Source organism: Leucobacter holotrichiae, assembly GCF_055791005.1.
Window position 1 is genome coordinate 408,316 of record NZ_JBVUAC010000001.1, and the last position, 17,865, is coordinate 426,180.

Genomic DNA, 17,865 nt, shown 5'->3' on the forward strand with positions numbered 1-17,865 from the left:
ATGAGAGTTCCTGCGTGGTCGTTGGCCGTCATCGCGATGCTCTCCGTGCAGCTCTCGAACGCCCTCTCGGTACCGGTCATCGATCAGGTCGGTCCCGCAGGTACCGCCTGGTTGCGCATGTGCTTCGGCGCAGCGCTCCTCTGGATCATCGCCCGCCCCGCGATCCGGTCGATACGGCGCAGGGATCTGCCCGCGCTGCTCGCCCTCGGGGTGGTGACGGGGTTCATGACGACTTTCTTCCTCGCGGCGGTGGATCGCATTCCACTGGGCACCGCGGTTTCGATCGAGTTCCTCGGCCCGCTCACCGTGGCCGGGGTGATGAGCAGGCAGCGCAGGGCGCTGATGTGGCCGGTGCTCGCGCTGATCGGCGTGGTGCTGCTGACCGAACCCTGGCACGGCACCATCGACCTCGCCGGGGTCGGCTTCGCGGCTGCCGCCGGCGCCTGCTGGGGACTCTACAACCTGCTCACGCAGCACATCGGCGACCGGTTCTCGGGTATCAGCGGGCTCTCGCTCACGATCCCCGTCGCCGCCATCGCCACGATGCCGGTGGGCCTGCCGCAGGTGGTTGCAGGAGACTTCACCTGGTGGGTACTGCCCGCCGCTGCAGGGATCGCGCTGATCACACCGGTGATCGCGTTCGGGCTCGAGATGCTCGCACTGCGCCGCATGACGCACACCGCGTTCGGCACACTGCTGTCGGTCGAGCCGGCATTCGGGATCCTCATCGGCCTGCTCGTGCTCGCCCAGTCCCCGACGCCGATGCAGCTCGGAGGCATCGCCCTGGTCGTCGTCGCCGGCGCCGCCGCCCAACGAGGCGGTGCCCGCGCGCCCGATCCTGCCCCGGCCGCAGTAACCCGCCCCGCCGCGAAGGAGACTCCATGACCGCCCTCTTCACCGGCCTCTCGGCATTCCCGCTCACCCCGCTCCACGACGACCGGGTCGACGAGCGCGCGTTCGCCGGGCTCGTCGAGCGCCTCGCCACGGCGGGAGTGGACTCGATCACCGCGCTCGGGTCGACGGGGTCCTACGCGTACCTCAGCGTCGCCGAGCGCGCCCGCGTCGCCCGGCTCGCCGTGCAGCATGCGGGCGGGACCCCCGTATTCGTGGGCGTCGGAGGTCTGCGCACCTCGCACGTGCTCACCCACGTCGACGACGCGGAACGAGCGGGCGCGTCAGGCCTGCTGCTGGCGCCCATGACCTATCAGCCGCTCACACCCGACGACGTATTCGAGCTGTTCCGCACGGTCACCGAGCACACGGCTCTACCGGTGATCGTCTACGACAACCCCGGCACCACGCACTTCGCGTTCACCACCGAGCTGTACGCACGCATCGCCGAACTGCCCGGCATCGCCTCGATCAAGATCCCCGGCGTCCCCTCAGAGCCCGATGCGGCACGGGCGCGCGTCGCGGAGATCCGACGGGTCGTGCCGGCTCACGTCACGCTCGGCGTCTCGGGCGACGCCTTCGCCGCGACTGGCCTGAATGCGGGCTGCGACGCCTGGTACTCGGTGATCGGCGGCACTGTGCCCGATCCAGCACTCGCCATCACCCGCGCCGCGCAGCAGGGTCGTGCACCCGAGGCGTCCGCGGAATCCGAGCGCCTCGCTCCGCTGTGGGCTCTGTCCTCGGAGCTCGGAGGCAGCCTCCGAGTGACCGCCGCGATCGCCGAGCACCTCGGCCTCGCGCCCGACCGCTGCCTGCCGCTACCGATACGGGGCCTCACCGGACCGCAACGCGCCCGAGTCGCGCATGTCGTGGATGAACTCGGCCTCGCCTGAGTAGCGCGCCCGAACGCTGTAACGCCCGCTCCCCTGGGAATGCGCGGCCTCTCGACGCCCGCTCCTCCGAGAGATCAATATCTGCTCCGATTCCCCGGATCCCGAGCCGTTTTCGACCTCTCGCGCCTCCGGCCCTGCGGTTCCGCACCGCCGGCGCTCGGAATCTAGCCGGGCCGCTGCGACCCGCGGGCGCGCAGGATCTCCCCCGCCTTCACCGCAACCACCCCGGCGATGATCAGCGCCGCTCCCAACCACTGCACGCGCGTGGGAACGACCGCGAGCAGCACGATGGTCCAGACGATCCCGAACATCGCCTCCGAGTACCCGGTGAAACTCGCGACCGTGGCACCGAGACGGCGCGACGCGGCGACCCCGAGCACGTACGACAGCACCGTAGAGATGAGCACCATGCCCGAGACGGCGACCGCGGGAGGCAGTTCGGTCCCAGCGATCACCGCGGGATTGCCGGTCGCTTCGAAGGGCAGCAGGCCCGTCGCGCTCACGACGCCCAGCACAACCGCGCCGACCGCGAGGCCGAGCCCCACGAACGGGATCGGCGGGATGCCGTGGTCGCTGCTCGCCCCGGTCGCGTAGTACGCCGCATTGCCGATCGCGGCGACGAGCGCGAAAGCGATGCCAAGTGGATGCAGTGCCCCGCCCGACCCCGATCCGGAGATCGCGACGAGCCCGAGCACCGCGACCGCCGCACCGACCAGCGTCAGCCCCGCGGGCGGCACCCGGGTGCGGGCCCAGATCCAGAGCATCAGCACCACGGGCCCCATGAACTCGATGAGCAGCGCAAGACTCGGCGGGATGAACTGCACCGCCAGGAAGAAGGCGAGCTGGCACCCGGCGACCGCGAGCAGGCCGAAGAGCAGGATCGGCCGCCACGCCGCCCGCACCAGGCTCCACCGGCCGCGAAGCGCGAGCACCGTGGGCGCGGCGAGCACGAGGGCGGCGAGGGTGATCCTCGTCGTCGTCGCCGCCCCCGCGGACCACCCGGCCGCGAGGAGCGCGCTCGCGAAGATGCCCGACAGGGCGAACGAGGCGGCGGATCCGACCGCGAGCAGGAACCCGGCGATGGGGAACACACGCGATACGAGCGGCATCGGCACCTCCTGCCTAGTGAGTTGGAGCTGCCGCGGCGCGGCACCACCCGCCAGGATATCGGCGAACGCTGGGCACGGCGCTCACGCGGCGCCGGCCCCGATCCGCAGCGCCGCGATGAACTCCCGGTAGAGCTCGTCGCGCTCGAGCAGTTCGGCGTGGGATCCCGAGTCCCGCACGCGCCCCCGGTCGAACACGACGATGCGGTCGGCGTCGAGCACGGTCGAGAGCCGGTGCGCGATGGTGACGACGGCGCCGCTGCGGGCGGCGTCGGCGATGACCCGCTGGATCGCGGCCTCCGTGGAGCCGTCGAGCTGCGCGGTCGCTTCGTCGAGCAGCAGCACCTCCGGCCGCCTGACGAGCGCCCGCGCGACGGCGAGGCGCTGGCGCTCGCCCCCGGACAGCACCGCCTCGGAGACCTCCGCGTCGAGCCCCTCGGGCAGCGAGCGGATCTTCTCATCCAGGTGCACCGCCGCCAGCGCCTCCCACGCTTCGTCGTCGGCGGCCCGGGATCTTGGCGCGAGGTCCACTCGGAAGAGCACGTTGTCGCGCACGGTTCCCGGGATCACCGGGGTCTCCTGCTCGACGTAGGAGATGCGGGATCGCACCGTGTCGAGGCTCAGCTCGCGGAACGGCACGCCGTCGAGTTCGAGGGTACCGGCGCTCGGCTCGATGAACCGCAGCAGCAGTGAGAGCACCGTGGTCTTGCCCGCGCCCGACGGGCCGACGAGCGCCACGTGCCCGGTGCGCGGGATCTCGAGGTCAATACCGGTGAGCGCCGGCCGATCCGCCCCCGCGTACACCGCGGTCACGTCGCGCAGCGCGAGGATCGGAGCACCAGGAGCCGGGCCCCGGGTGCCTGGAACGCGCGGTGCCTGCGATGCAGGCCGACGCGAGGTCTCCTCGGCTTCGAGGTGCTCCGTCTCGCGGATCCGCGCGGCGGCCGCGAGCCCCGACTGGATCGAGGCGAACGCACCCGCCAGCGAGGCGATCGGGTCGATGATGTTGAAGGCGTACAGCAGGAATGCGACGAGCGTCGACACAGCGAGGTCGCCGAGGGAGACGCGGGCCGCGCCGATCCCGAGGATCACGATGATCGCGAGCTGCATGCCGCCGCCCGCGACCGTCCAGACGAGCGCCGAGAACCAGACGGAACGGATCGCGTGGCGTGCCGACTCCTCGGCCTTCGCGGTGACGCGGCCGATCTCGCGGGTCTCAGCACGGCTCGACTTCACGGTGCGGAGCGCCCGCATCCCGCCCTCCAGGCCGGCGCCGAGCTCGCCGATCGCGTCTTGCGCACGCTTGTCGGCCTTGCCGATCTGCGGCACGAGCAGGCCGAAGGCACCCCCGATCACGAGCAGCGCGACAAGGGTGGTCGCGAGCAGCGGCCAGTCGAGCACGGCCATGAGCACGACGGTGCCGACGAGCGAGACCGTGCCGTTGATGAGATGCACGATGCTCGTGGTCGCGGCCTCGCGCAGCAGCACCGTGTCGCTCGTGACGCGCGTGACCAGTTCACCGGTCCTGAAGCGCTGCACCTGCTCCAGCTTGGCGCGGAAGAAGCGCTGGATCAGCGAGCGGCGGGCGTCGAGCACGATGTGTTCGGCGAGCCGCCCGAGCAGCACCGTCTGGGCCAGGCCGGCGATGGTGCCGGCGACCAGCAGGACGAGAAGGATCGCGACCGGAGCCGCGAGGTCGAGGCGCTCCCCGAGCGAGTCGAGCACCCACTTGGCCGCGAGCGGCGTCGCCAGGGTGACGGCCGTCGCGAGCAGCCCCAGCAGCGCGCCCAGGCCGAGCTTTCCGAGGTGCGGGCGGGCGTACGACCACAGCAGCGACAGGCCCGGAGCCGGGCCTGCCCCAGGGGCCGCGCCGGCGGGCTCCGACGTGGGATCCCGCGGCTGCTCGCCGCTCATCGGAACGCGCGGCTGATCCCGCCGCCGAGCTGCATCAGCTGCGTCCAGAGCACGAAGCGGTAGACCGGACGCAACAACGGCCGCAAGAGCCGGCCGAGTCGCAGGCGCGGCTTGGCGCGCTCCGGGTCCCGATCCCACGCCAGCGAGGTGCGCAGCTGGGCGCCTCCGGCGGCCGGTTCGAGCTCGATACGCACGCGCCTCGCGTTGCTCTTCGGGGCGTCGGGCCAGGTGAAACGCCACTCGATGCAGTGCGGCTCCTCGAGCGCGACGAGCTCGGCCGCTCCCCTGCGGTACTCGGGCTTGACGCGCAGCGGCTTGCCGTCGCGCCGTTCGAGCAGCGCGCGGGTGGTCCAGCTCGCACCGGCGACGGGCCGCGGCGGCAGATCCTCGACGCCGCCGATGCTCGGCTCCCACTCGGGCATGCGCGCGGGATCGGCGAGCAGCTCCCACACCTCTTCGATCGGGGCCGGAGCGAAGCTCTCGGAGGCCCCGGAGAGCGTCGCCTCCTCGAAAGTGTGCTGCGGCGCACCGGGGAAGCGCTCGGCCTCGTCCAGCCGGGCGCGCACCTCCTCGGGCGAAGTGCCGAGGCGGCCCAGCACGGTCTCGATGAACCCGCTCGGCTCCGCGACGAGTGCGCGCAGCACGGCCACCGCGTCACCGCGCTGCTCGCGCTCGGCCGAGCGCTTGATGATGTCGAGCGCCCGCTCGCTCCACTGGTAGTCACCGGTCTCGTGGAAGGTGATGCGACCGGGCGCAGGCGCCTCGGCGCGGATCCCGAGCGACGCCAGCTGCTCGGCGTGCTGCGCAGCGACGGCTTCGCGCGCTGCGTCGAGGGTGATCCCGAGACTGCGCAGCACTTGGCCGGCGAGCTGCTCGTTCACGACGAGCGCGAGGAACATGTGGTCGATGCCGGCGGTGCGCTCACCCGTACGGGACGCCTCCTCCATCGCGGTGACCGAGAGGACGTGGCTGGTCGCCGCCGTGGCCGTGATCTTGCTCAAGCGCTCCTCCTCGGGACCGGGATCGACGGATCGATCTTCTTCGCGTACTTCTTGTGGACGGCCTGGCGCGAAACGCCGAGCGCGTCCGCGATCCCCTGCCAGCTCATGCCCGCGCGCAGCCCGGCTTCGACCTGCGCGAGTTCGAGGCGGTCCGCGAGGGTTCGCAGCGACGCGACGGCCCGCAGGCCCGCACGCGGGTCGCTCGTGTCGGCTGCGACAGCGGTTACCTGCAGTGATTCCATGCCGTCAACCTACATTGCTAAGGGCGGAACTGTCAACCAAGGTTGCTTGTTGGCATCCGACCGGCGAGAGAAGTCCGCCCGCTACCCCAGTTCGAAGTCGGTGCGCGGATGGGGCACCCCGTTGATCTGCAGCGACACGCCGTAGCGCCCCGGGTAGTACCGGCGGGTGGTGATCGGCCTGAACGAGTGCGAGGCCCGCACCTCGAACCGTTCACCGGGGCCGAGGGTGCGGCTCATGATCTTGAAGACCTTCGAGCGCTCGTCTCCCCGAGCACCCGGGAAGCTCAGCACGTAGTCGATCACGAGGGGCGCCGGATCCGCGCCGACGTTCTCCACCGCCGCGCCGAAGGCGACAGTGCCGCCCGACTCGACCCGCGCCGGTGATATCTCAACGGGCGAAACAGACAGCTGCGCCGGCGGGAACCCGAGCAGTTCGAGTGCGGCCGTATCCCCGCGCTTCACGAGCGTGCGCAGCGCGTGGCGCGAGACCCGGTCGACGTGCGCGCCGCCCGCGGCCCGCCAACCGCGCACGACCTCGACCGCGAACGCGGGGTGCGCTCGGCTGTGGTCGTTGAGGTGGTTGGCGACGGAACGGCGCACGTTCTCGTCGGGGTCGTCGTGCAGGGCGTCGAGGATCGGCCGGGTCGGCGCGGGATCCGCCACGAGGGCCGGGATCCGCTCGGCCCACGGCAGCAGGGGGCGGCTCCCCTCGCTGGCGAGGCGGCGCACCGCCCAGTCGGGATCCCTCGTCCACACGCTCATCCGATCGAGCGCGCGGTCGAGGTCATGTCGCAGCAGGGGGCGGATCGCGAACTCCGAGGTGAAGCGCTTCGTCATCTCCCCCAGCAGAGCCAGCGACGAGTCGAAGCTCTCGTCCGTCCCCTCGCTCAGCGCGATCCTCGACGACGCGAGACCGACCGGCCAGAGGGCGAAACCCTCGAACCCCGGGTTCCCGAGAGCCGAGCGCACGATATGCGCCAGCTGCGCGTGCCCTCCCGAGACATCGCGCGCGATCCCGCCCGCGAGCGCCCGCGCCCTCCCGCTCAGCGTCAGTTCCGCGAGGCCGGCCGCGGTCTCCCGGGTGGCTTCGAACCGACGCCCGCCGCTCGCTGCCTCGAGCGTCTCCAGCAGCGCGCCGACGCGCTCGTCTCCGAGCAGGTCATCGGTCATCGACATCGCGGCCCTCCGTTCCCCCGACACAGTCTACGAGGCGAGCAGCTTCGTGAGTTCGCTCCTCTCCGTCGGACGCGCAGTACGATGGTGACACCCCGCCGATCTCCGGCCTGGGCTGCGACCGGGAGGATCCCATGGCAGCGAACGAACCCGCGATGTCCCCGTCGGATCTGCCGGCCTCCGAGGTGCTCGACCGCGTGACCGGCCCGAGGCGGGCGGAGGCCGACGAGCTGCTGGCGCTGCAACGCGAGCTCAGCGGCGCCGAACCCGTCGTGTGGGCGGGCAGGATCATCGGCTTCGGCGAGGTCGAGTACCGCTACGAGAGCGGGCACGGCGGGCGCATGCCCGAGCTCGCCTTCGCCACCGGGTCCGCGAAGCACACGCTCTACCTGGTGCCCGGGTTCGCGGAGCGCTGGCCGGATCTCCTGGAGCGGCTCGGCCCGCACCGCGCGAGCAAGGGCTGCCTCTACCTCACCCGCCTCTCGAAAGTCGACCGCGCAGTGCTGCGCGAGATCCTGGAGCGAACTCTCGCCGAGACCCGGTCGCAGGGCGGGTGAGGCAGGCGGGTGCTCCTGATCTGGGAGGATAGAGCAGTGCTTCCCTCCCACACCCTCCGAGCCTCCGGCGCGCATCCAAACGGGAGGTGCCAGTGACCGCGGCGGGCTGGGGCGGGCTGCTGCTCGCGTGGTTCGCGGCGCTCGCGCTGCCCGGGCCGGACCTGTTCCTGCTGCTGCGCCTCGCGGTGCGGGAGCGCCGAGCGGCGGTGCTCGCGGCACTCGGCATCATGAGCGGCAACCTGCTCTGGATCGTGGTGTCGGTGCTGGGTCTGGCGGCGCTCTTCGAGGCGCTGCCGGCGCTGCTGCCGGTCATGCAGACGGTGGGCGCGGGCGTGCTCGGTTATCTGGGCGTGCAGAGCATGCGAAGCGGGATCGCGGGACTGCGCGAGGAGGGGGCGGATCGCGGTGACGGATCGGGGGCCCACCCATGGCTGCTGGGGCTCACCACCAACCTCGCGAACCCGAAGGCGCTCATCTTCTTCACCGCGCTGCTGGCCCAGTTCCTGCCTGCGGGCGCAGGGTGGGGTCTGCGTCTCGCGATCATCGCCGTGATGTTCGCGAGCGGACTGGCCTGGTTCGTCGGGATCGCACTCGCCTCATCAGCGCCGGCGTTCCGCCGCTGGTTGGGGCGGGCCGCGCCCTGGTTCGACATCGTCGCGGGCGCGCTGTTCGTGGTGATCGCGGTCGTGATCCTGGTCGAGGTACTGCTCGGGCTCGTCTCCGATCCCGCAGTCCAAGCAGGAGATCTACTCCCAGGCGGGCGATCCAGCTGAATATTCCCGTTTAGGAGCAGATCTCCTACGTAAAGAACGTGCCGCCGCTTGTCGGGCGGCGCCGATACTGCTATGGTCGCTGCGGATCACTCGGAGCATTTCACGCCCGAACCGCGATCCCGAATCTCCATGACACGAAGCGAGGTGAGTCGCATGCCCAGTGACAGTTGCAGTCACCAGCCGGGTACCGTGCTCGCCGCTTCGATCGGCTCCCGCTAGTCGACCTGCTCGACGGCGCGCATGGCCCGGCACACCATCAGCGCGCCTCGGGCCACCGCTCGAGCGCGCTCACGATCGTGCGCGCCCCGGTGCGCACCCGGAAGGAGCCGCTATGACCACACAGCCGATCCCCGTCGTCGACGGGCTCATCGACACGATCGAGCAGCAACTCGCAGCCCGAGACCTGCACGCGCTCACCGAGACGCTGGCCCCGCTCACGACCGCCGACCTGGTACCCCTGTTCGACCGATTGAGCCTGCGCCGACGAGCGGTCGTCTTCCGCCTGCTGACCAAGCAGCGAGCCCTCGAGGTCTTCGAATCGCTCGATCCCGAACTGCAGGGCGACCTGCTCGACGGACTGCACGATGCAGAGGTCGCGCGGCTGTTCGAGGAACTCGACCCCGACGCCCGGGCCTGGCTGCTGGAGGAGGTGCCGGCGTCGCTCGCCACGCGCCTGCTGCGCGGTCTTCCCGAGACCGATCGGCTGCTCACCACGGCCGTACTCGGCTATCCGCAAGGCAGTGTGGGCCGGCGCATGACACCCGAATACGTGTGGACGAGGGACGAGCTGACCGTCGAGCAGTCGCTCGCGCGCGTGCGGGCGCGTCTCGACGACGCCGAGACCGTGTACACCGTGCCCGTGCTCGACGGGAGCCGGCGCGTGGTCGGCGTGGTCAGCCTGCGCGAACTGATGCGGTCAGAGCCCGGGCGAGTCGTCTCCGACCTCATGCAGCCGGCGCACACCGCGGAGGCCGTGGAGCGGGCCGAGACGACCGCCCGCCGCTGCGCCGATCTCGCTCTGCTCGCCATGCCCATCGTCGACAGCGAGCACCGTCTCGTGGGCATGTTCACCATCGACGACGCCGTACGCATCCTCGAGCGCGAGGAGAACGAGGACGCGGCGCGGCAGGGCGGCTCCGAACCGCTGCGGCGCCCGTACCTCTCGACGCCCGTGCTCTCGATCGTGCGATCCCGGGTGGTATGGCTGCTCGTGCTGGCGATCGGTGCCACCATCACCGTGCAGGTGCTGTCGGTGTTCGAGGCGACGCTGGAGCAAGTGACGGTGCTGGCGCTCTTCGTGCCGCTGCTCATCGGCACCGGCGGCAACACCGGCAATCAGGCGGCCACGACGGTGACCCGGGCGCTCGCGCTCGGCGATGTGCGACCCAGGGACCTGCTGCGCGTGCTCGCGCGCGAGCTCCGCACGGGCGCCGTGCTCGGCCTGCTGCTCGGCGGACTCGGCTTCGCCATCGCGGGCCTCGTCTACTCCGTGCCGATCGGGCTCGTCATCGGCCTCACTCTGCTCACGGTCTGCACGCTGGCGGCCGCCGTGGGTGGCGGCATGCCCCTGCTGGCGCGAGCGGTCGGCGTCGACCCCGCGGTCTTCTCGAACCCGTTCATCTCGACCTTCGTGGACGCCACAGGCCTGATCGTCTACTTCATGATCGCCCGCGCGATCCTGCAGCTGTGAGAACGGGCGCCGAGGGCATCGCGGCAGGGGTGCGCTGCTGCCGCGATGCGCCGCACCGACCGGGTGCCGTCACCAGCCGGTGCTGAGCACCCGGTCGAGCTGCTCGAGCACGAAGTCGGCGCTCTCGGTGGTGAGGCAGAGCGGCGGTTTCACCTTGAGCACATTCGAGCGCTCCGAGGTGGTGAGCACGACCACGCCGAGCTCTCGCAGTCGCTCGCAGATCGCCGCGGCCTCCTCCTTCGCGGGCTCCATCGTCTCGTGATCGCGCACGAGCTCGACACCGAGGTAGAGCCCCTCGCCGTGCACCGGGCCGATGAGCGGGTGACGCTCGGCGAGCGCCCGGAAACCCTCGGCGAGCCGCTCGCCCACCATGTGCGCATTCTGCTGCAGCCGCTCGTCGCGCATCGCGTCGAGCACCGCGAGGCCCACGCGGCAGCTGAGCGGATTGCCGCCGGCCGACGAGAAGAACTGTCCCTGCGTGGCGAGCGCGTCGGCGATGCGCTTCGAGGTGATGACGCCGCCGATGGGGAATCCGTTGCCCATCGGCTTTGCGATGGTGATGAGGTCCGGGATCACACCCGACTGCTCGAAGCCCCAGAAGCTCGAGCCCATGCGCCCGAAGCCCACCTGCACCTCGTCTGCGATGCACAGGCCGCCCGCTGCGCGAACGCGCGCGTAGGCGTCGGAGAGGTAGCCCTCGGGCAGCAGCACACCCCCGGCGTTGCCCAGCACGGACTCGCAGATGAACGCGGCGACGTCGCGCCCCTCTCCGGCGAGAGCGAGCAGGTCGGACCCGAGGTCGGCAGCGTAGCGCGCGCCCACGCTCCGGTCGTCCGCGTCGCCGCGGTAGGTGCCGCGGAAACGGTTGGGCACGTCTGCGACGTGCACCCATTCGGGCCGGTTCTCGAGCGCGTAGGGGTTGTCGTAGGCGCTCGTGGTCACGGCGTCGGAGGCCATGGTCCAGCCGTGATAGGCCTCGCGCAGCGCCACGACGGTCTTGCGCCCCGTCGCGGCCTGCGCGAGGCGCAGAGCGAGATCGACAGCCTCGGAGCCCGAGTTGACGAGCAGCACGGTATCGAGCGCGTCACGTCGGCTACCATCGGCCGCGGGCGTGCGCGCCGCCTCGGGGAGCAGCGCGAGCAGACGCTCGCTGTACTCGGCGAGTTCCCGGTACAGGAACCGGGAGTTGGTGTTGAGAATGCGGATCTGCCGGTTCACCGCGTCGGCCACCCCCGGATGCCCGTGCCCCAGGCCGGTCACGTTGTTGACCATGTCGACGTACGCGCGACCCGTGGTGTCGATGAGGTGGTGGCGCCACCCGCGCTCGATCTGCATGGGCCGCTGGTAGTAGCGCTCCTGCGCGCTCGCGAAGATCTGCTCGCGCCGGGCCTGCTCGTCGCCGGATTCGTCGCGCTGCGCGCGCGGCGGCAGACCGAGGATTGCAGCCGGATCGCGGGTGAGCCGCGCCCAGGCCGGCACACGCTCCGGAGTGACGCGGTTCACCGCGGAGCCGCGGAAGTCGCCGGCCGCGCGCTCGGCCTCGAGCCTCTGCAGCTGCGCCACCGCGAGCTGGGTGTCAGCCGCGATGGCGTCGACACGCACCAGCCGCACGTGCACCGGCCGCGGCGCGGTACCGCCCTCGAGCACGCCGATCTGTGCCCCGTCCTCGACCAGCTCGTCCCGCGCCACCGTCGCTTGCACACCCGAGACGATCAGCAGCCACTCCTCGGAGACGAGCAGCGAGATCAGGCCCCCGAAGGCGCCGACGACGACTCCCCCGACGGGGGCAGCGACCGACATCTGAGACCCGGCGGCTACCCAGATCTCGGTCGCGGTGGGCCAGGTGGCCGCGGCCTCCGCCGCATCGATGCGGGTCTGCGTGAGGCGGTACACGCCGTAGGGGTAGACGGCCGCCCCGGCACCCTCCGCGAGGGAATCCGCGAGCAACCGCGGTTCGGCATGCTGTTCGAGCCATGCCCCGCCGTCGAGCGACTCGGACTCCACGCCCGGGTCGATCACGGACACCTCCCCTTCCAGATCGGGCAGGAGGGACCGGAGCGGGCGGGATCCTGCGACTCGCTCCGCTCCCGCAGGCTGGCGGGAAGACTCCGTCTGCGCGAAAGGATCGGCCGCGAGCCTGAGTCCCGCCCCATGAGGCAGCCCGCTGAAGCCGAGCCTGGCCAGCACGTGCTCCGTCATCTCGACGAGCGGGTATCGCGTCGCGGCGTCGAAGATCGCCTGCTCCCCCGCGATGCGCTCACGGGCATAGTCGTTGGCGCCGTCGATCTCGAGCTGGCGCCAGCCGCTCGCGACGAGCACGGCGGCGCGCAGCACGATGAGCGGCCACACCGCCCGGGCCTCCGCCGCGGAGAGCGGGGCGGCGCGGTGGAAGGCCGCGACCGTATCGAGCACGCGGAGCGGGCGTGCGGGCTCGTGGTGCAGCAACGAGCTCGCCGTGACCGCGAGCTCGGCAACGCGCCAGCCGTATGCCAGGTCGCCGAGGTCGAGCACGATGTGCGGGTGCAGGCGGCGGTCGTCGCCCCGCACGCCGGTCACGTTGTCGTCGGTGAGGTCGCCGTGGATCGCCTGCAGGGGCAGATCGTCGGCTACCGCGTCGAGTGCGCGCTGCGCGGCCCCGGAGGCGCCCAGCACCCGCTCGCGCAGATCCTCGTCGGTGATCGACGGCGCGAGTCTGACCGTCTGCTCGTGCGCGACGGCCATGATCCACATGTGATCGCGATCGAGACCCGGATGGCGCAGCTGCGCGAGCGCGTTCACCGAGGCGGCGGCGAGACGCCCGAACTCCTCGAGCACGACCGGCGCGAAATAGCCGCCGTCGACCATCGGCTCGCCCTCCGCGAACTCGCTGCGCCGTACGGCGAAGCCACGCCAGCGCTGCGTGAGCGAGCCATCGATCCCGGGGAGCACAGACGCGACCGGCACGCCCGCCTCCCGGTACGCGTCGAGAGCGGCGTGCTGAGCGTCGCGTTCCTCATCCCTGAACACCGGGTTGTCGACGCGCAGCACGCTGCGGGCCCCGCCCGGTTCTTCGAGCACGAAGTTGCGATCCTGATTGCTGCCGAGTTCCCGTGCGCTCGCATCGATGCCGTAGCACTCGCGCGCGATCAGCACCGCATCGGCCTCTGTCACCTCGGGGCGCACCAGCCCGCCGGTCGCCTCGGATGCGTACGGATCAGTCATGCCGCCATCTCCACTCTTCAGGTCGGTCTCAGCCCAGTCGCGCCAGGATCTCCGGGGCGAGAGCCGAGAAGGCCCTGGTGCGATGGGACAGTCGGTCCTTCTCGAGGCCCGTGAGCTCTGCAGCCGAGCGCTGCTCGCCCTCGGGCTGGAAGATCGGATCGTAGCCGAAGCCGTGCTCGCCCTCCGGCTGCCTCAGCACACGGCCGGGCCAGACACCGAGCTCGCAGACCTCGCCCGCACCCACCCCGCCCGTGAGCCCGGTGCCCTCGCCGGGAGGCACCACCAGCGCGGCGGCGCAGACGAAGCTCGCGGCGCGGTGCTCGTCGGCGACATCGGTGAGCTGCCACAGCAGCAGGTCGACGTTGCCGGTGTCGCTGCGCGCCGGGCCGCCCCAGCGCGCCGAGAAAATGCCCGGGCAACCGCCGAGCACATCGACCGCGATACCGGAGTCGTCTGCGATCGCCGGCAGGCCGGTGTGCGCCGCGGCGGCTCGCGCCTTGATGAGCGCGTTCTGCTCGAAGGTCAGCCCGTTCTCGACGGGCTCGGGGCCGTCGTAGCCGATCAGATCGATGCCGGGGATCAGCGGGCCGAGAATGCGCCGCAGCTCCTCGAGCTTGTGGGCGTTGTGCGAAGCGAGTACCAGCTGCGTCATGATCACCCCGCCTTCGCCACGAGGGTCTCGGCCAGCACCGCGCGCTGGATCTCGGAGAGCTCGGAGCCGCTCGCGAGCGCGAGATCGAGCAGACTGTTCAGCTCAGCGCGATCGAACGGTGCTCCCTCGGCGGTGCCCTGCACCTCGACGAAGTCGCCCGACCCGGTCATCACGACGTTCATGTCGGTCTCGGCGCGCGAGTCCTCGACGTAGGCCAGGTCTGACATGGGCGTGCCGCCCACGATGCCGACCGAGACCGCTGCCACGCTGTCGCGCAGCGGCTGGACCTTGCGAGCGATGTGCCCCGCCGCACGCGCCCACTCGATCGCGTCGGCCAGCGCGACGTACGCGCCGGTGATCGACGCGGTGCGGGTGCCGCCGTCGGCCTGCAGCACGTCGCAGTCGATCACGATCGTGTTCTCGCCCAGCGCCTTCGTGTCGATGACCGCCCGCAGGCTGCGACCGATGAGCCGTGAGATCTCGTGGGTGCGGCCGCCGATCTTGCCGCGCACCGCCTCGCGCTGCATGCGCTCGTTCGTGGAACGGGGCAGCATCGAGTATTCTGCAGTGACCCACCCGGTCCCCTTGCCCGTCAGCCACCGCGGCACACCGGGCGTGAACGAGGCGGTGCAGAGCACACGCGTGGCGCCGAACGAGATCAGCGCGCTGCCCTCGGCCTGCGAGCTCCACCCGCGTTCGATGGTCACGGGTCGCATCTGCTGCGGAGTGCGCCCGTCTGCGCGTGTCTGGTCACTCATGTTCTCTCCTTCGGTCGGTCGTTCAGGTCGAGGGATCGCCGCGATGCCGTCTGCCCGTACGCTACAGGGAGCCTCCGACATTCGAGCGCGGGCCCACGGCGGTCAGCGGGGAAGCGTGATCGAGCCCGTCTCGAGACGATCGACCGCGTCGATGCCGATCCCGAGCATTCTGCGCGCGAGATCGACGAAACCGCGCGTATCATCGCCCGTCGCCTCGTAGCGCAGCACCGGCTCGCCGGCGCCGGGCGAGCGCAGCAGGCCCTCCTCGGTCAGCACCCGGAACACCTCGTTCGCCGTCTCGATGTCGCTCGACACGAGCGCCACGTCCGGGCCGACGATCCGCGCGAGCGCGCCGCGCAGGAACGGATAGTGCGTGCAGCCCAGCACGAGCGTGTCGATCCGCTCGGCCACCAGCGGTGCGAGGTACTCTTCAGCCACAGCGTGCACCTCGGGGCCGCTCGTGAGGCCGGCCTCCACCAGCTCGACGAAGCGGGGGCAGGCGGCTGCGCTCAACGAGATCTCGGGGCGCATCGCGAACAGGTCATGATAGGCGCGCGACTGGATCGTGCCCTGCGTGCCGATGAGGCCCACCCTGCCGCTGCGGGTGATGGCGGCGGCGCTGCGCACCGTGGGACCGATCACCTCGACCACGGGGACGCCGTAGCGCTCGCGGGCGTCGCGCAGCACGGCGGCCGAGGCTGTGTTGCAGGCGATCACCAGCATCTTCACACCCTGCGCCACGAGTCCGTCGAGGATCTCGAGCGCGAAGCGGCGCACCTCCGCGATCGGCCGCGGCCCGTAGGGGGTGCGCAGCGTGTCACCCACGTAGATCATCGATTCGTGGGGCAGCTGATCCCGGATCGCCCTCGCCACCGTCAGGCCGCCGACGCCCGAGTCGAACACCCCGATGGGCGCGTCGGGCGAGATATCGCGATTGCTCACCCGAACAGCCTACCGCTCCGGCCGAGGGGTGACGGAGCAGAAGCGGGCCTACGCCGGCTGCTTGATCCAGGTACGCCGATGCAGTTCGGTGAGCCCCAGGGCCGTGATGCCCTCGTAGTGGGCTCGGGATCCGTAGCCCTTGTTCGACGTCCATCCGTATTCGGGGTGCGCCTCATGCGCCTCCCGCATGAGCGCGTCGCGCTCCACCTTCGCGCGCACGGAGGCCGCCGCCACCGAGGCGCAACTGCGATCCGCTCCGATCCTGGTACGTACTCGCAACGGCGACCTGAGCGCCGGGCTGAGCCAGTCGTGCGAACCGTCGAGCAGGATCAGCGCGCGATCGACGGGCACGCCCGCGGCGTACAGCTCGAGCAGCGCGCGCCGGGCCGCCTCCCCCAGCATGGCACCGATCCCGTGCTCGTCGATCTCCTCGGCGCTCGCGTATCCGACCGATCCCGGCCCCCACTCGCGCACGAGCGGGGCCATCGCCTCGCGCCGCTTCTCGCTCAGCAGCTTCGAGTCGCGGAGCCCCTCGGGGAATCCGGTCGTTCCCCGCATCACCGCGTGCACGCCGACTGCGACCGGGCCTGCGACCGCGCCGCGGCCGACCTCGTCGATCCCGATCACCAGTTCGAAGCCCTCGGCGAAGCACGCCTGTTCGACATCGAGCGTCGGGTCCTTCGAGGGGTCCGGCGTCAGCGCGCGTTTCGGCATCGCCGGGCTCGTCACTGCGCCGCCGCCTTCTCGCGGGCCTGCTCTCCCGCCTGCTCGACACCCGTGAACGTGCCCTCGGGAGCACCCAGCCAGGTGAAACGGTTCAGGGGCCAGTTGAGCACGAACGCGCGGCCCACGATCTCGCTCTCGGGCACGAAACCGCGCCCCGGCTGATCCTGGTTGTAGCGGGAGTCCTTGCTCTGATAGCGGTTGTCGCCCATCACCCACACCGAATCCTCGGGCACCGTGACGTCGAAGTCGATCTTCGACGCCCGACCGCCCTCCCCCGGAGGGATCACGATGTAAGGCTCGTCGAGCGGCACGCCGTTCACGGTGACCCGGCCCTCGGCGTCGCAGCACTGCACCCGATCACCGCCGATCCCGATCACGCGCTTCACCACGTACTCGTTGCTCGTATCGGCCGCGAGACCGACGGCCTGCAGCACCTTCTCGAAGCCCTGCGGCGGCTCGGTGCCCCGCGGCAGCAGCCACCCGCCCGGATCCTTGAACACCACGATGTCCCCGCGCTGCACCGACATCACATCGGGTACGAGCTGGTTCACCAGAATACGGTCGTCGACCTGCAGCGTCTGCTCCATCGACTCGGACGGGATGTAGAAGCTGCGCACGAGGAACGTCTTGAGCAGGAACGAGACGAGGAATGCGACCACCAGGATCACGACCAGATCCCTGAGGAATCCGAGTATCCCGCCGCCGCGCCGCCGAGGTTCGCTCGCCGATTCGTTCATCTCGCTTGCCCTCTCCGGTGCAGCCGAGCCATGAGCCGCACCAGTCCATCCTGCCATTCGCACCCTGGGAAAGAAGAAACCCCCGCCGAAGCGGGGGTTCCTCCTGAAGAGCGCGGATCAGAAGTCGCGCTTCTCCTTGACCTTGGCCTTCTTGCCGGTGAGACCGCGCAGGTAGTACAGCTTGGCGCGACGCACGTCACCGCGGGTCACGACCTCGATCTTGTCGATCGCGGGCGAGTGCACGGGGAACTTGCGCTCCACACCCACCTGGAAGCTGATCTTGCGGACGGTGAACGTCTCGCGGATACCCTCGCCGTGACGGGCGATGACGATGCCCTGGAACACCTGGATGCGCGAGCGGTTGCCCTCGACGATGTTCACGTGCACCTTGACGGTGTCGCCGGCGCGGAACTCGGGGATGTCGCTCTTGAGCGACGCGGCATCGACGTGGTCGAGCTTCTGCATGATTGTCTCTCTCTGCGCCCGCCGCAAGTCGGAACGCGGAATGTTAAGGAAAGTATTGAGGTGTTGGGCTCACGGTGTGTGCGGACCCTCGCGGCAGTGCCGCACCGTGGCACAAGGAACTATTATGCCACACCCAAGACAGTG

At 70.7% G+C, this 17,865-nt stretch carries 17 protein-coding genes; 5 read left to right on the forward strand and 12 right to left on the reverse strand.

The window, feature by feature from the left end; genetic code table 11:
- Together AC0KXF_RS01920 and AC0KXF_RS01925 are read left to right on the forward strand one after the other, a co-directional pair.
- Entirely contained in the window at positions 1–885 is an 885-nt protein-coding gene (locus AC0KXF_RS01920; protein WP_473107588.1) for an EamA family transporter, read from the forward strand.
- Entirely contained in the window at positions 882–1,784 is a 903-nt protein-coding gene (locus tag AC0KXF_RS01925) for a dihydrodipicolinate synthase family protein (protein WP_473107589.1), read from the forward strand. Before AC0KXF_RS01920 ends, AC0KXF_RS01925 begins: the two co-directional genes overlap by 4 nt.
- Before the next feature lie 164 nt (positions 1,785–1,948).
- Here the strand turns inward: AC0KXF_RS01925 and AC0KXF_RS01930 are convergent, their stop codons facing one another.
- From AC0KXF_RS01930 to AC0KXF_RS01950, 5 genes are all read right to left on the reverse strand, one after another.
- Positions 1,949–2,893 (reverse strand): EamA family transporter, encoded by a 945-nt coding sequence (locus AC0KXF_RS01930; protein ID WP_473107590.1) that lies wholly within the window; start codon positions 2,891–2,893, stop codon positions 1,949–1,951.
- Positions 2,894–2,974: 81 nt separating this feature from the next.
- Positions 2,975–4,804 carry an ABC transporter ATP-binding protein gene (locus AC0KXF_RS01935; RefSeq protein ID WP_473107591.1) on the reverse strand — a complete coding sequence of 610 codons (1,830 nt, stop codon included), beginning with the start codon at positions 4,802–4,804 and terminating at the stop codon, positions 2,975–2,977.
- Complete coding sequence (locus AC0KXF_RS01940) at positions 4,801–5,805, reverse strand: SRPBCC family protein (protein WP_473107592.1); 1,005 nt, start codon at positions 5,803–5,805, stop codon at positions 4,801–4,803. The genes AC0KXF_RS01935 and AC0KXF_RS01940 overlap by 4 nt, the downstream gene beginning before the upstream one ends.
- On the reverse strand, positions 5,802–6,047 hold the full coding sequence (locus AC0KXF_RS01945; protein WP_473107593.1) for a hypothetical protein: 246 nt from the start codon (positions 6,045–6,047) through the stop codon (positions 5,802–5,804). The genes AC0KXF_RS01940 and AC0KXF_RS01945 overlap by 4 nt, the downstream gene beginning before the upstream one ends.
- Before the next feature lie 81 nt (positions 6,048–6,128).
- Complete coding sequence (locus AC0KXF_RS01950) at positions 6,129–7,223, reverse strand: DNA alkylation repair protein (RefSeq protein ID WP_473107594.1); 1,095 nt, start codon at positions 7,221–7,223, stop codon at positions 6,129–6,131.
- Between the two features lie 131 nt (positions 7,224–7,354).
- Here AC0KXF_RS01950 and AC0KXF_RS01955 point away from each other — a divergent pair, with 131 nt between their 5' ends.
- The 3 genes from AC0KXF_RS01955 to mgtE all read left to right on the forward strand — a co-directional run bounded on the left by AC0KXF_RS01955 (position 7,355) and on the right by mgtE (position 10,240).
- The gene (locus AC0KXF_RS01955; protein WP_473107595.1) at positions 7,355–7,777 is read left to right on the forward strand and encodes a DUF1801 domain-containing protein; all 423 of its coding nucleotides are present in this window, start codon (positions 7,355–7,357) and stop codon (positions 7,775–7,777) included.
- An 86-nt stretch (positions 7,778–7,863) separates the two neighbouring features.
- Positions 7,864–8,550, forward strand: coding sequence for a LysE family translocator (locus AC0KXF_RS01960; RefSeq protein ID WP_473107596.1), 687 nt, complete (start codon positions 7,864–7,866; stop codon positions 8,548–8,550).
- Between the two features lie 331 nt (positions 8,551–8,881).
- The gene (gene mgtE / locus AC0KXF_RS01965) at positions 8,882–10,240 is read left to right on the forward strand and encodes a magnesium transporter (protein ID WP_473107597.1); all 1,359 of its coding nucleotides are present in this window, start codon (positions 8,882–8,884) and stop codon (positions 10,238–10,240) included.
- A 69-nt stretch (positions 10,241–10,309) separates the two neighbouring features.
- On the opposite strand, the gene AC0KXF_RS01970 is transcribed toward mgtE, so the two are convergent.
- The 7 genes from AC0KXF_RS01970 to rplS form a co-directional block, all read right to left on the reverse strand.
- Entirely contained in the window at positions 10,310–13,441 is a 3,132-nt protein-coding gene (locus tag AC0KXF_RS01970) for an aminotransferase (RefSeq protein ID WP_473107598.1), read from the reverse strand.
- A gap of 28 nt (positions 13,442–13,469) precedes the next feature.
- Positions 13,470–14,093 carry a non-canonical purine NTP pyrophosphatase gene (locus AC0KXF_RS01975; protein WP_473107599.1) on the reverse strand — a complete coding sequence of 208 codons (624 nt, stop codon included), beginning with the start codon at positions 14,091–14,093 and terminating at the stop codon, positions 13,470–13,472.
- A gap of 2 nt (positions 14,094–14,095) precedes the next feature.
- Positions 14,096–14,851, reverse strand: coding sequence for a ribonuclease PH (gene rph, locus AC0KXF_RS01980; protein WP_473107600.1), 756 nt, complete (start codon positions 14,849–14,851; stop codon positions 14,096–14,098).
- 102 nt (positions 14,852–14,953) lie between these two features.
- Complete coding sequence (murI, locus tag AC0KXF_RS01985) at positions 14,954–15,793, reverse strand: glutamate racemase (protein ID WP_473107601.1); 840 nt, start codon at positions 15,791–15,793, stop codon at positions 14,954–14,956.
- Positions 15,794–15,841: 48 nt separating this feature from the next.
- A complete protein-coding gene (locus AC0KXF_RS01990) occupies positions 15,842–16,507 on the reverse strand; it encodes a ribonuclease HII (protein WP_473107602.1) in 666 nt (221 codons plus the stop codon).
- An 11-nt stretch (positions 16,508–16,518) separates the two neighbouring features.
- A complete protein-coding gene (gene lepB / locus AC0KXF_RS01995; RefSeq protein WP_473107603.1) occupies positions 16,519–17,256 on the reverse strand; it encodes a signal peptidase I in 738 nt (245 codons plus the stop codon).
- Between the two features lie 117 nt (positions 17,257–17,373).
- Complete coding sequence (gene rplS / locus AC0KXF_RS02000) at positions 17,374–17,721, reverse strand: 50S ribosomal protein L19 (protein WP_473107604.1); 348 nt, start codon at positions 17,719–17,721, stop codon at positions 17,374–17,376.
- Positions 17,722–17,865 lie beyond the last annotated feature (144 nt).